General features: G+C 61.6%; 8 protein-coding genes. 5 read left to right on the forward strand and 3 right to left on the reverse strand.

The annotated features are described in order from the left end of the window. Positions 1-51 precede the first annotated feature (51 nt). The gene (gene ppnN / locus ACJ8PE_RS17215; protein ID WP_197760433.1) at positions 52-1416 is read right to left on the reverse strand and encodes a nucleotide 5'-monophosphate nucleosidase PpnN; all 1365 of its coding nucleotides are present in this window, start codon (positions 1414-1416) and stop codon (positions 52-54) included. Between the two features lie 192 nt (positions 1417-1608). Beyond that, positions 1609-2454, reverse strand: coding sequence for an NADPH-dependent 7-cyano-7-deazaguanine reductase QueF (gene queF / locus ACJ8PE_RS17220; protein WP_197760432.1), 846 nt, complete (start codon positions 2452-2454; stop codon positions 1609-1611). Positions 2455-2517: 63 nt separating this feature from the next. Between queF and syd the strand changes: the two genes are divergently transcribed. After that, positions 2518-3066, forward strand: coding sequence for a SecY-interacting protein (syd, locus tag ACJ8PE_RS17225; RefSeq protein ID WP_033644866.1), 549 nt, complete (start codon positions 2518-2520; stop codon positions 3064-3066). Between the two features lie 609 nt (positions 3067-3675). On the opposite strand, the gene ACJ8PE_RS17230 is transcribed toward syd, so the two are convergent. Beyond that, positions 3676-4914, reverse strand: a complete 1239-nt coding sequence (locus ACJ8PE_RS17230; RefSeq protein ID WP_033644867.1) for an MFS transporter — start codon at positions 4912-4914, stop codon at positions 3676-3678. Positions 4915-5092: 178 nt separating this feature from the next. Here ACJ8PE_RS17230 and ACJ8PE_RS17235 point away from each other — a divergent pair, with 178 nt between their 5' ends. The 4 genes from ACJ8PE_RS17235 (at position 5093) to truC (ending at position 14770) form a co-directional block, all read left to right on the forward strand. Beyond that, positions 5093-5419: a YqcC family protein gene (locus ACJ8PE_RS17235; RefSeq protein ID WP_033644943.1), complete on the forward strand. Its 327-nt coding sequence runs from the start codon at positions 5093-5095 to the stop codon at positions 5417-5419. Positions 5420-5565: 146 nt separating this feature from the next. Then, a complete protein-coding gene (locus ACJ8PE_RS17240) occupies positions 5566-11541 on the forward strand; it encodes an alpha-2-macroglobulin (RefSeq protein ID WP_404769127.1) in 5976 nt (1991 codons plus the stop codon). A 49-nt stretch (positions 11542-11590) separates the two neighbouring features. Beyond that, a complete protein-coding gene (gene pbpC / locus ACJ8PE_RS17245; protein WP_197760430.1) occupies positions 11591-13939 on the forward strand; it encodes a penicillin-binding protein 1C in 2349 nt (782 codons plus the stop codon). Positions 13940-13999: 60 nt separating this feature from the next. Continuing rightward, the gene (truC, locus tag ACJ8PE_RS17250) at positions 14000-14770 is read left to right on the forward strand and encodes a tRNA pseudouridine(65) synthase TruC (protein WP_197760429.1); all 771 of its coding nucleotides are present in this window, start codon (positions 14000-14002) and stop codon (positions 14768-14770) included. The last annotated feature ends 24 nt before the right edge of the window (positions 14771-14794 follow it).

Genomic DNA, 14794 nt, shown 5'->3' on the forward strand with positions numbered 1-14794 from the left:
CGGCAAGGTCAGAAAAAACAGGGCGGCCGTTACGCCGCCCGGGATTGAGGATCAGGCGACGATTTCGTAGCAGGGCACATAGGCGCTGCCCGGCAGCTTCATGCGGTGCTGGGCGACAAAGCCCTGCAGCAGGCTGTCCATCTGCTTCATCATCTGCGGTTCGCCGTGCAGCTTGTACGGGCCGAACTGCTCAATGGCGTGGATGCCGTTTTCCTTCACGTTGCCGGCCACGATGCCGGAGAAGGCGCGGCGCAGCGCGGCGGCCAATTGCTCCGGCGGCTGGTTCGGATACAGATTGAGGTTCTCCATGTTCTCGTGGGTCGGCTCGAACGGCAGCTGCAGATCCGGTGCGATGCGGATCGACCAGTTGAAGCTGTAGGCGTCGCCGGTGTTGCGGCGGTTTTCCTTCACCAGCGGCATGGCTTTTTTCATCTGCCGTGCCACTTCCGCCGGATCGTCGATGATGATGGTGTAGTGACGGCGCGCGGCGTCGCCCAGCGTGTTCATGATGAACTCGTCCAGCACGCGGAAGTAATCGGCGCTCTCTTTTGGCCCGGTCAGGATCAGCGGCAGCACCTGCTCGCTGTTCTCCGGGTTCATCAGGATACCCAGCAGGTACAGCAGCTCTTCGGCGGTGCCGACGCCGCCCGGGAAGATGATGATGCCGTGCGCGATGCGCACGAACGCTTCCAGACGTTTTTCGATGTCCGGCATGATCACCAGCTCGTTCACCAGCGGGTTAGGCGGCTCGGCGGCGATGATTGACGGTTCGGTCATGCCGATGAAGCGGCTGTTGCGGTAACGCTGCTGCGCGTGGCCGACCGCCGCGCCTTTCATCGGCGCTTCCATGGCGCCCGGCCCGCAGCCGGTGCAGATGTTCAACTCGCGCAGGCCCAGCTGGCTGCCGACCTTGCGCGCGTACAGGTATTCGTTCTCGTTGATCGAGTGCCCGCCCCAGCACACCACCATGTTGGGATCTTCATCCAGATGCAGCGTGCGCGCATTGCGCAGGATCGAGAACACCAGGTTGGTGATGTGGGCCGAGTTTTCCAGGTTTAGGTGTTGGAAACGGCCGGCGCTGGCGATTTGGCCGTGCACGAACAGAATGTCGCGCAACACGGCGAACAGGTTGGCCTGCAGTGAACGGATGATGCGGCCGTCGACGAACGCCTCTTCCGGCGGATTGACCAGCTCCAGCTTCACGCCACGCTCGCGGCGCAGCACGTTGATATCGAAGGTTTCATAGCGCGACAGCAGCTGTTTGCTGTTGTCGGTTTGGCTGCCGGAGTTCAACACGGCCAGCGAACAGTTGCGAAACAGGCGGTACAGGTCGCTGCTGGCGGTGCGCTTCAGCATGTCTACTTCCAGCTGCGACAATAAATCCATAGAGCCAAGCGGGCTGATGTGTGTAATCAAGGTAACTCCTTTGCACCCGGTGCGGGGCGGTAGTAATCCATACGCAGCAAAACAGCATCTCGTTATGGTTGGCGTGCTGCGGCGAAGCGGGCGCTCTGCCCGGCCGCAGCCTCGTTTTAACCTTACCGCCGTCCCTGCGCTTTTACCAACACAAACCGCTCGTTAGCTCAGTTGTTGAGCAATGTTTCGCACTTATTGGCGCGCCAGGCGGCCGTGCTCGGGAGCGAATGCTACGTTGCTGCGCCACGGGTTGATATCCAGTCCGCCGCGGCGGGTATAGCGGGCGTAAACCGTCAGGCTTTGCGGCTGGCAATAGCGCATCAGATCGTTGAAGATGCGCTCGACGCATTGCTCGTGGAATTCGTTGTGGTGGCGGAAGGAAACCAGATAGCGCAGCAGCGCTTCGCGATCGATCTTGCCGCCGCGGTAGCTTATCTGCACCGAGCCCCAGTCCGGCTGATGGGTGATCAGGCAGTTGGACTTCAGCAGGTGGCTGACCAATTGCTCTTCCACTACCTCTTCACCGGCGGCGTTCTGCAGGTAGTCGGCGTTGAACTCATAATTGTCGATGCGAATATCCTGCTGGTCGATGCAGTCGCCGGCCAGACGAGCGATCGGGCTGCCTTCCAGTTGGTTGACGCTGAACAGAGTGACGCTCACCTCGCCTTGGGCGCAGGCGGACAGATCGCGTTGCAGCGTGCTGCGCACCGTTTCCCAATCGGCGAACGGCGTTTGGTTGAAGCTGTTGAGATACAGCTTGAAGCTTTTCGATTCGATCAGGTTCAGGCTGTCGGCGTTGAGGCTGATCTCGCCAACCGCCACCTGCGGCAGCCCGTTGGCGTTCAGCCAGGAGAGTTCGTACAGCGTCCAGATGTCCGCGCCGTGGAAGGGCAGGTTGTCGGGATACAGCCCCAGCGGCTCGCGGTTCATGCTGCGCGGCACCGCCTGCAGCAGCGTGGCGTCGTAGCGATCGCGATAGGCGGTGGGTTTGCCCAGCGTCAGCCCTGACAGGGCCTGGTGGTCTTGATATGAGGACATCTGCTGTCACCTCGGTCAGAGATAGGTACAATGGCCGTCAGTTTAACGTATGCGAGAAAGAATATGGACCATGATGTATCGCACGCTCTGCGTGAATTCACTCAACGCTATGTCGAGTTGTGGCAGCAAGAGCGCGGCCACGCGCCGGCCAGCGAGGCGCTGTACGGCGTGCCGTCGCCCTGCATCGTGGAGAATCGCGAGGACGACGTGCTGTGGTTGCCGCAGCCTTTCGAACCGGCGGCGACGCTGGAGAAGGTAGAGGCCGCGCTGGAGCTGCGTTTGCAGCCGGATGCGCACCGTTTCTACACGCAGCAATACGCCGGTGACATGAGCGCGCAATTTGGGGAGCATCGCCTGAGCCTGCTGCAGGTATGGAGCGAAGAGGATTTCATCCGCCTGCAGGAGAATCTGATCGGCCATCTGGTGACGCAAAAGCGCCTCAAATTGTCACCGACCCTCTTCCTGGCGACCACCGAATCCGAGATGACGATGGTGTCGCTGTGCAACGTCAGCGGCAACGTGGTGCTGGAGCAGTTCGGCAGCGATAAGCGCACCTTGTTGGCGGCGACGCTGGGGAATTTCCTCGATGCGCTGCGCCCAGTGCTGGACTGAAGCGCGGCGGATTCGCCGTCGGTCGTGTAAGAGATCTCTCACACGGGCTGTGAGAGATCGCTCTTAATTTTTTTCACCTCTCTTTGGACCATGAGATTATTGTTATCCAGATCAATTGGTTAGAATTTCTTTAGGATAACTCTTAGTCTTAATTTAGTGTGAGACACCTCTCAAACCCTTGTGATTCCGGGAAATTTGAGCGATCTTATCATTACCGGCACGGACCCGGCGGAGCAGGAAAGCATCAGGATGATGCAGCTTCAGGAAGAAGAAAGGGATGCGCTCAGGCAAGAGCGAGGGATGGCGTCAGGAGATGCCCAGGATGTTTCAGGATTGAAACCAAGGACACCTCCAGGACGGAGATTGAGAGCCGGCGCAGGACTGTCGGCGGGTCAGGAAGGCTGAGGAACCGCGTCAGGACGATGCTGCAGGATGATGCAAGGACCACTTGGTCAGGATGGCCGCAGGAAAAGTTTTCAAGGATTGAGCAGGGAGCATGCTGTGTAGCGGGATGGCTATAAAACGAACCGGGGGCACTGTTAACGCAGTGCCCCCAACTTTTTGTTCTATTCCGCCGCGCGTGCGCCCCGTCTCAATCCTTCTTCCGTGTTAACCAATCGCGCCCAGCGTATCGCCTGCGCCCTGTTTTTTCGGCAGCAGGAACAGCGTGGCGTAGATATCCAGCAGGTAAATCGCCGCCAACAGGCTGATGGCGGCGGTAAACGACACCTGCGTCACCAGCGCGCCGATCACCAATGGCCCCAGGCCGCCGACGCCGCGTCCCAGATTGAACAGGATGTTTTGCGCGGTGGCGCGCGCTTGCACCGGGTAGGTATCGGAAATCAACGCGCCGTAACCGCCGATCATGCCGTTGACGAACATGCCCATCACTGCGCCGGCGAACAGCATCAGCATCGGATCGCTCAACTGGGCGTAGCCGATCACCATCACCACCGCGCCGACCTGATACAGCACGAAAATCTTCCAGCGGGCGAAGCGGTCGGCCAGGACGCCGAACAGCCAGATGCCGAACGTCATGCCGACCACCGTCACCGCCGTCCACAGGCCGGACTTGGTGAGCGAGAAGCCGAAGTTTTTCGCCAGATAAGTCGGCATCCAGATCATCAGCCCGTAGTAGCCGAAGTTCTGCACCGAACAGAGAATGAAGATGCCGATGCTGGCCTTGCTGGTGGCGCGATCCTTAAACAGCAGGCGCAAACGCTGAAGGAAGGAGAGCGGCTGCCCGGCGTCTTTTTGCCGCACGAATTCCTCCGGTTCGCCCAGCGTGCGGCGGATCAGGAATGACGCCAGCGCCGGCAGCAGGCCGACCAGGAACATGCCGCGCCAGCCGATATGTTCCAGCAGCAAAGGCGTCAGGAAAGCGGCCGCCAGCACCCCCAACTGCCAGCCCATGCCGACGTAGGCTGAAGCGCGGTTGCGTTTCTCCGCCGGCCAGGCTTCGGCGATCAGCGCCATGCCGATGCCGAACTCGCCGCCCAGCCCGATGCCCGCCAGCGTGCGATAGGCGAGTAGATCCCAATAGCCTTGCGCCACGGCGCACAGGCCGGTGAACAGGGAAAACATCAGGATGGTGATAGTCAGCACCCGGATGCGGCCGAAGCGATCGCTGAGATGGCCGAAGATCACGCCGCCCAGCACCGCGCCGATCAGCGTCCAGGTGACCAGCGAGCCGGCGGCCGATGAGGTTAATCCTAATTCGATGCTGATGGCCGGCAGCATAAAGCCGAGGATCAGCAGGTCAAACCCGTCCATGGCGTAACCGGTGACCGAGGCCAGCATGGCCTTACCGGGCGTCGCGTGATTTTTTTTCTCTGTTATTACGGACATGAATCTTTATCTGTGTGGTGAATTCGGTGGGCCTATTGTGCCGCGCGGCGGCGCACGCCACCAGATAAAAACGGCAGCCGGTCTCGGGCGCGCCAAATTTGGGCTATAAAAATGCTATGCTTTGCCGCCTTTCAGCCAGCGAGCTGAATATCATGATGAAAAGAGATCGGGAATGCAGATGAGTATACATAATCAGGTTCGCCGCAGTTTGCAGGCGATTGAACAATCCATGCGCGATTTGGCCTTGTGGCAGGCCGCGCCGCCCGAGCCTGAGGCTTTCTCCAGCACCGAGCCGTTCTGCATCGACAGCATGTCGGCCGAGGCTTGGCTGCAGTGGGTGTTTCTGCCGCGCATGTATGCGCTGTTGGACGCCGAAGCGCCGCTGCCGACGCGTTTTGCCATCACGCCTTACTTCGAGGAGGCGTTGAAGGAGCGTGAGCCGAGCAGTCTGCCGCTGTTGGTGCTGCTGCAGCAGTTGGATTTGATGTTGAATAAAGAGCCGTAATTCGCCGGCGGCGCGCAGATTTTTGCCGCCCGGCAGTGTAGAGTACTCGCGCGGATGCCGGGCAGGAGAGCCGACGGCGTCTTTCGGCTCGGTTAAACCGCGGCGGTTGACCGGGGGCTGCATTAGGATGATGAGGTGCTGCAATAATGGATTTATTAAGGTTTATCCTTCGTTTGCCTTTTACCCTGGTTAAGGGCGTTTGTCGCCTGTTGGGTGGGGTCTTGTCGCTGTTGGGGCGGTTGCTGAGACCGCTGGTCGGCAACCTCAGCTGGCGCGCGCCGGCCTGGTGGGCTGCGCTGCCGCGCGGTTTTCTGCGGCTGGAAAGCGGCGTGGATAAACATCCGAAAGCGATCGGTCTGGGCCTGCTGCTGCTGGCAGGCGCCGCGGGCGGCGCGTTTTACGGTTGGCACTGGTGGCAAAATCGGCCTCAGCCGATCGAACCGGCGCCGATGGTGGTTCAGGAGATCAGCGCATCGCTGGCTAACCCCGCGCCGATAGATTACACCGCCGCCCGGCAAGCGCCACAAACGGTGAGTCTGGCCTTCAGCGGCTCGGTCGCGTCGATCGCCGCAGTGGGCAAAACCGTGAGCGCCGGCATCACCCTCAAACCGACGGCGGAAGGACAGTGGGCGTGGAACAATGAATCGACGCTGGTGTTCACGCCGAAAAAGCCGCTGCCGATGGGCGCGAAATATGACGTGACCCTCGAGCCCGCCGCCTTGCTGGCGCCGCAGGTCAAACTCGCCAAAACCCACTATGCCTTCACCGTGCCTGCGTTCGACTACCGTCTGGGGCAGGCCGAGTACTACCGCGATCCGCAGAATGCGCAGAAACGCAGCGCGATTTTCAATCTGCAGTTCAACGCGCCGGTCGACGTCGCCAGCTTTGAAAAACAGATTTCGCTGGGATTGAAAGAAGGCAACGCCACTTCCGAGAAGAAGCTGAATTTCTCTCTGGTCTATGACGAGAAAAAACTGAACGCCTGGGTGCATTCCGAGCCGCTGCAGGCGCTGGATCAGGGCGGCGCGGTACATCTGACCGTCGGCAAGGGCGTTAAATCGACGGCGGCCGGCAACGCGGTCGAAGAGGCGAAAAGCAACTGGGTCAAGGTTCCCACCCTGTACAGCCTGGCGCTGAGCGACGCCAGCGCCCAGGTGGTGGACACCGACGGCGGCAAAGGGCAGCGTGCGCTGGTGGTTGGTTTCAGCGATGCGGTGAAGGATAAAGAGCTGGCGCGGGCCGCGAAAGCCTGGCTGCTGCCGCAGCACGATCCGAGCGATGCTGAGGCCGCCAATGATGCTGAAGACTTTTACCCATGGACGGTAGACAGCGTCGGCAAGAACGTGCTGGCGCAGGCGACGCCGCTGCCGTTGACGCTTAACGAGGCGGAAGAGGCCTATCAGCCGCAGTTCAGCTTCCGTTTTGACGCCCCGGCGCACCGCTTTATGCTGCTCGAGATCGATAACCAGCTGGTCTCCGCCGGCGGTTACAAAATGCCGAAGAAGGTTTATCGGGTGGTCGAAGTCCCGGAGTTCCCGAAATCGCTGCAGTTCATGTCGCAGGGCTCGCTGCTGTCGGTCAACGGCGACAAGCAGATCAGCGTGGCGGCGCGCAACGTGGCGGGCCTGCGGCTGGACATCAAGCGGGTGATCCCGAGCCAGTTGCAGCACATTGTCTCCTTCAAAAGCCGGGAATACTCGTCCACGGAATTCAACCGGCTCAACGATGAGTATTTCACCGAGCATTTCAAATACCAGACGTCACTCAACAACGAGCGGCCGGGGGAAGTGAACTATCAGGGCATCGATCTTTCCCGCTATCTCTCCACCAACGCCAGTTCCCATCGCGGGGTGTTTCTGTTGACGCTGTCGGAATGGCAGCCGAATCGCAAACCGGCGGCGGAAGAGGCGGGTGCCGAGCAGGAGCAGGAACAGGACGAGAGCGCAGGGGAAGAACAGCCCGACGTAGGCGATTCGCGTTTTGTGGTGGTGACCGATCTGGGCATCGTCGCCAAGAGCTCGCAGGATAAGACGCGCGACGTCTTCGTGCAGTCGATCCAAAGCGGTGCGCCGGTCAGCGGCGCCAACGTATCGGTGGTGGCCAAAAACGGCGTGACGCTGCTCAGCCAAACCACCGGCGCCGACGGCCACGTGCGTTTCCCGGCGCTGGATGTGTACACCAACGAGCGCCAGCCGGTGATGTTCCTGGTGGAGAAAGAAGGGGATGTCTCCTTCCTGCCGACCGGCAGCTATAACGATCGCGGGCTGGATTTCTCGCGCTTCGACGTTGCCGGTGAACAAACGCCGACCGATCCGCGCACGCTCAGCAGCTACCTGTTCTCCGACCGCGGCGTGTATCGGCCGGGAGACACCTTCAATATCGGCCTGATCACTCGCGCCGCTGACTGGCGCGTTGGCCTCGCCGGCGTGCCGGTGCGCGCCGAAATTCGCGATCCGCGCGACAAGCTGATGTCCACCGTGCCGCTGACGCTGGGCGCCAGCGGTTTCAACGAACTGAGCTATACCACCGATGAAAACTCGCCCACCGGCGAGTGGAACGTTTATCTGTATCTGATCGGCAAAAACAACGACACCTCCACGCTGCTCGGCCATACCGCAGTCAATGTGAAGGAGTTCGAGCCGGATCAACTGAAAGTGAAGCTGGCGTTGACGCCGGACCGCCAGCAAGGCTGGGTCAAACCGTCTGAGCTGAAGGCCAGCATCGATGTGCAGAACCTGTTCGGCACCCCGGCGCAAGATCGCCGTGTGACCACCAGGCTGACGCTGCGACCAATGTATCCGAGCTTCGATCGCTTCCCGGATTATGCGTTCTACGAAAACCGGCAAAACAGCGACGGGTTCGAAACCGAGCTGGAAGATCGCACCACCGATGAGCACGGCACGGCCGAAATCCCGCTCGATCTGAAATCCTACGCCGACGCCACCTATCAGCTGCAGCTGCTGTCGGAGGCGTTCGTCGCCGGCGGCGGGCGCTCGGTGGCGGCTACCGCCCGCACGCTGGTTTCGCCTTACGATTACCTGATTGGGGTGAAGGCCGACGGCGATCTGGGCTATATCAATCGCGACGCGGAGCGGCATCTGAACGTGATCGCCATCGATCCGGCCTTGAAACAGATCGCCATGCCGAACCTGAAGCAGGTGCTGATCGAACAGAAATACATTTCGGTGCTGACCAAACAGGATTCGGGCGTTTACAAATACCAGTCGAAGATGAAGGAAGTGCAGCTCTCGGAACAGCCGCTGGCGCTGGGCGATCAGGGCGCGGATCTGCGGCTGGCGACCGATAAGCCGGGCGACTTCGTGCTGGTGATCGAAGATGCCCAGGGCAAGACGCTCAACCGCGTCGCCTACAGCGTGGCCGGCAACGCCAACCTGAGCCGTTCGCTGGATCGCAACGCCGAACTGAAGCTGAAACTCAACCAGGCGGAATACCAGCCCGGCGAAGAGATCGAGGTGGCGATTAACGCGCCCTATACCGGCAGCGGCTTGATCACCATCGAGAAGGACAAGGTTTACGCCTGGCAGTGGTTCCACACCGACACCACCAGCTCGGTGCAGACGATCCGCGTGCCGGCCGGCATGGAGGGCAACGGCTACATCAACGTGCAGTTCGTGCGCGACATCAACTCCAGCGAGATCTTCATGAGCCCGCTGAGCTACGGCGTGATGCCGTTCAAGATCAGCACCAAGGCGCGCCAAAACAGCCTCGAGGTGACGGCGCCGCAGGTCATCAAGCCGGGTGAAAACCTGACGATGACGGTCAAGACCGATGCGCCGCAGCAGGTGGCGCTGTTCGCCGTCGATGAGGGCATTCTGCAGGTGGCGCGTTATCGCCTGAAGGATCCGCTGGAGTTCTTCTTCAGCAAGCGCGAACTGAACGTGAGCAGCTCGCAGATCCTCGATCTGATCCTGCCGGAATTCAGCAAGCTGATGGCGCTGACCGCGGCACCGGGCGGCGATGCGGGCGAAGGGCTGGATCTCAACCTCAACCCGTTCAAGCGCAAGCGCGATAAGCCGGTGGCCTATTGGTCCGGCATAAGCGAAGTCAGCGGCGAGAAGCAGTTCGTCTACCCGGTGCCGGATTACTTCAACGGCAAGATCCGCGTCATGGCGATTTCGGTGACGCCGGAGAAAATCGGTAAGGCGCAAACCGCCGCTACGGTGCGCGACAGCTTCATCATGACGCCGAACGTACCGGCGATGGTGGCGCCGGGCGATGAGTTCGACGTCAGCGTGGGCGTCAGCAACAACCTCGAAGGGCTGAACGGCCAGTCGGCAGCCATCAACGTCCTGCTGACGCCGCCGCCGCAATTGGAGGTGGTGGGCAACGCGACGCAAAGCCTGACGCTGGCGGAAAAACGCGAGGGCGTGATTGCCTTCCGTCTGCGCGCCAAAGCCGTTTTGGGCGATGCGCCGCTGGTGTTCGACGCCCGTTACGGCGACCAGGCCAGCCGTCGTACCGTCAGCACCTCGGTGCGGCCGGCGGCGCCGTACCGTGCTCAATCGGTGATGGGGCGCATGAGCGGCGGCAGCCAGAACGTCGATGGCCTGCGCCAGATGTTCGACGCCTTCGCGCAGCGCCGGGCGGCGGTGTCGAATTCGCCGCTGGTGCTGACCAGCGGGTTGGCGCAATACCTGGCGGATTATCCGTATTACTGTTCCGAGCAGATCGTCAGCCGTTCCATTCCGCTGATGTTGCAGAGCCGCCATCCAGAGATGAAAAGCAGCCTGAGCCAGGCGGAAGTCAGTAAGCAGCTGCGCAACCTGCTGGGCGTGCTGCGCGCCCGTCAGAACGACAGCGGGGCGATCGGCGCCTGGCGTTCGTCGCCGGATGCCGATCCTTTCGTCACGCCTTATGTGGTGCAATATCTGCTCGAAGCCAAAGCGGCGGGTTACGCCCTGCCGGAAGGCATGCTGGACGAAGCCAACGGCGCGCTGCGCGAGCTGGCGGCCAGCGGTTTCGACGATCTGTATCTGCTGCGCCTGCGCAGTTGGGCGGTCTACCTGCTGACGCTGCAGGGCGAAGTGACCACCAACTCGCTGGCGGCGGTGCAGGATACGCTGCAAAAACGCTATGGCGAAGGGTGGAAAACCGATCTGAGCGCGCTGTATTTGGCTTCTTCCTATCGCTTGTTGAAGATGGACGACGAAGCCGCCGCGCTGTTGCAACCCAGCTGGCAGCAACTGAGCAAAGCCTATGACAGCGCCTGGTGGACGCAGAACTATTTCGATCCGCTGGTGCAGGATGCGACGCGGCTGTATTTGATTACCCGTCACTTCCCTGAGAAGGTGGCGTCGATTCCGCCGCAGGTGCTGGAGAATATGGTCAAGGCACTGAAAGAAGAGCGTTACACCACCTACTCCTCTGCAATGAGCATCCTGGCGCTGGAAAGCTACTCGGCCCAGGTGGCGGCGCAATCCGCCAATGCGGACGCGTTAGGCATCGTGCAGGTGGGCAAAAGCGGCGGCGACCCGCAGCGCATCAGTGAACTGCAGGGGCTGTTCGTTCAGGGGCAGTTCAACGCCGATGCCACCGCCGTGCGCTTCACCAACGGCGGCAGCGCGCCGGCCTGGTATGTGGTGACGCAGGCCGGTTACGATCTGAACGCGCCGCAAAAAGCGCTGTCGCGCGGGATTGAGATCGTCCGCGAGTACACCGACGAACAGGGCAAACCGGTGACGCAGGTGACGCTGGGGCAGAAGATCAACGTCCATCTGAAGGTGCGCGCCAACTCGAAAGAGGGGCAGAGCAACCTGGCGATTGTCGATCTGCTGCCGGGCGGGTTCGAAGTGGTGCAGCAGACGCCGCCGGAACCGGCCGATGCCGGTGAGGAGAGCGACGATCGCGGCGGCTGGCAGTCGCCGCTGGCCGCCACCGGCTCCACCTGGGCGCCGGATTACAGCGATATCCGTGAAGATCGGGTGATTATCTACGGCAGCGCCGGCACCGAGGTGCAGGAGTTCGTCTATCAGATCAAGGCCACCAATACCGGCAGCTTTATTATTCCACCGGCCTACGGCGAAGCCATGTATGACCGAGAAGTGCAGGCCATGTCGGCCGGCGGCGGCAAGCTGGTGGTGGTGCCGGCGGGCAACGACTAGGCCGTATCCGGCGCCAGGCCAGCGTCTGGCGCCGGAATGCTGAGAACGTATGAAGATCCTGACCGGGCGCGTGCTGCAAAACGGCTTGATGGCGGTGTTTTTACTGGCGCTGCTGTTGACCGCAATTCGGCTGTGGCCGCATCCGCCCCTGTGGCAGGGGCTGCCGCAGTCTTCCGTTTATTACGACAGGCACGGGGCGCTGCTGCGCATTACGCTGGCCAACGACGATCGCTACCGGCTGTGGACCCCGCTGGAGCAAGTGTCGCCGCTGGCGGTGCGCGGGTTGCTGCTGCACGAAGATCGTTGGTTCTACTATAACCCCGGCTTTAACCCTGTCAGCCTGATGCGCGGTTTCTGGCGCAGCTATGTCGCCGGCGGCAAAATGCAGGGCGGTTCGACCATCAGCATGCAGCTGGCGCGGATGCGCTGGCATCTCAATACCCGTACGCCGGGCGGCAAGCTGCTGCAGGTGCTGCGTGCGGTGCAGCTGGAACTGAGCTACTCCAAGCGCGATATCCTGGAAGCCTATTTGAATTACGCGCCCTACGGTCGCAACATTGAAAGCATCGGCGCCGCCAGCCTGATCTATTTCGCCAAGCCGCCGCGGGAGTTGACTCTGCCGGAGGCGCTGACGCTGGCGGTCTTGCCGCAGTCACCCAGCTACCGTCTGGAGCCGAAAACCGGCGTGCTCGGCGCGGCGTTGACGCAGGCGCGCAATCGTCTGTTCCAGCGTTGGCAGCGGGTTTACTCCACCGACGCCAGCCAGCAAACGCTGTTCCGCCTGCCGTTGGCGCTGCGGCAGCCTGAACAAGTGCCTTATATCGCACCGCACTTTATCGAACAGCTGCGCCTGCAGACGCAGCAACTGGTGCAGCGCGATACCCGCGTAGACACGACGCTGGACGCCGGGCTGCAGCGGCTGGTCGAACGGCAGGTCAACGCTTTTATCGCCCGCAACCGCAGCCGCGGCATCCAAAACGCAGCGGTGCTGCTGGTGGACAGCCGCGATATGGGGGTGCGCGCGCTGGTGGGCTCGGCGGACTATTACAATCGTCCGATCCAGGGGCAGGTGAACGGCACCAACGCCAAGCGTTCGCCGGGATCGACGCTGAAGCCGTTCATCTACGCGCTGGGCATGGAGCAGGGCGTGCTGCATCCAATGACCATTCTGAAAGACGTGCCTTCGTCGTTCGGCGCTTATGCGCCGGAAAATTTCGACCGGCGTTTTCTCGGCCCGGTGACCGCCACCGACGCGCTGAATTTCAGCCGTAACATCCCGGCGGTCTATGTCGCCTCACAGCTGCGTCAGCCGACCTTTTATCAGTTTTTGCGCCTGACCGGCGTCGCCAATATGGCCAATGAGAGCCACTACGGACTGTCGCTGGTGCTGGGCGGCGGCGAGGTGACGGCGCAGGAGCTGGCGAAGCTGTACGCGTTGCTGGCGAACCGCGGCGAGCTGCGGCCGCTGCGATTGCGGCTGAACGAGGGTGAACCGAGGCCGGTGCGGCTGTTGAGCGAGGAGGCCAGTTTCATCACGCTGGATATGCTGCGCCAGCACCGGCGGCCGGGTGATACGCTGGCGCAGCGTTCTTCGTCGTTGCCGGTGTACTGGAAGACCGGCACTTCATGGGGCTTTCGCGACGCCTGGAGCGTCGGGATTTTCGGCCCTTACGTGCTGGTGGTGTGGGAAGGCAACTTCGATGGGCGCGGCAACAATGCGTTGGTCGGCGCCGAGGCGGCCGCGCCGCTGTTTTTCAATATCATCGACAGCGTCAACGCCAGCTATCCCGCCCTGCGGGAACCGAAACATCCGTTCCCCCAACGGCTGCGGCGGGTAGACATCTGTCTCGCCAGCGGCGATCTGCCGACGCCGTGGTGCCAGCAAAAGGGCAAGACCTGGTTCATTCCCGGCAAGTCGCCGATCAAGGTAGACAGCGTCTACCGGCCGGTGGTGCTGGATATTCACAGCGGCGAGGTTGTTTGCCCGCCGTATGACGCGGCGCAGACCCGCACCGAAATTTTTGAATTCTGGCCTTCCGATTTGGCCAACGTGTTCGCCCAGGCCGGGCTGCCGAAGCGGGCGCCGCCGGTCAATCGCTGTAAGGACAACGGCATCGCCGTCGGCGGCAACGCGCCGCGCATCACCTCGCCGTTGAAAAACACCACTTATACCCTGCGCCAGTCGCAGCAGGGACGGGACAACATCGCCTTCAATGCGGTGACGGACGCCGACAGCAAGACGGTGTACTGGTTCGTCGACGATATCTATCTCGGCAGCAGCGCCAGCAAAAAACCGATCGACTGGCGGCCGATCAATAACGGGCGCTACCGCATTCGGGCGGTGGACGATCGCGGCCGCGCCGATACGCGCCTGGTGACCATCGAATGGGTGAACTAGCGTTGCGTCTCATGCCTGTTATACTCGCGCCCGAAACGGCTATTGACCTGGGAATGCGATGTGATTGAGATTTTGTATCAGGATGAACACCTGGTGGCGGTGAACAAACCGTCGGGCTGGTTGGTGCACCGCAGTTGGCTGGACCGTCATGAAACTCGCTTTATGATGCAGACGGTGCGCGATCAGCTCGGGAAGCACGTCTTTACCGTGCACCGTCTCGATCGTCCGACGTCCGGCGTGCTGCTGATGGCGCTCTCCAGCGAGGTGGCGCACCTGCTGTCGCAGCAGTTCGAGCAGCATCAGGTGCAGAAAACCTACCATGCGGTGGTGCGCGGTTACGTGCAGGAGGGGGCGACCCTCGACTACCCGCTGACGGCGGAGCTGGATAAAATCGCCGATAAACATGCCGATGCCGACAAGGGGCCGCAGCCGGCCGTGACGCACTACCGGCCGTTGGCGCAGGTAGAGATGCCGGTGGCCGTCGGCCGCTACGACAGCGCGCGTTACAGTCTGGTGGAACTGCAGCCGGAAACCGGCCGCAAACATCAGCTGCGGCGCCATATGGCGCACCTGCGCCACCCGATCATCGGCGACAGCAAGCACGGCGATCTGCGGCAGAATCGCGGGATGGCGCAGCATTTCGGTTGCCCGCGCCTGATGCTGCACGCCAGCCATCTGCAGCTGACGCACCCGGTGACCGGCGAGCCGCTGCAGGTAACGGCGCGCTGGGACGAGGCCTGGCAAGGGGTGATGGCGCAGTTCGGCTGGGCAGGGGTATTCCCTGAACTTGCCGGGGTTGAGTTTAACGCGGCTAACGGTCAGGATAGCTGACAATTTTTAAAGGTAATGAAGGGA

The sequence above is a fragment of the Serratia sp. CY74737 genome (genome assembly GCF_052166775.1).
Lineage (GTDB): Bacteria > Pseudomonadota > Gammaproteobacteria > Enterobacterales > Enterobacteriaceae > Serratia > Serratia ureilytica.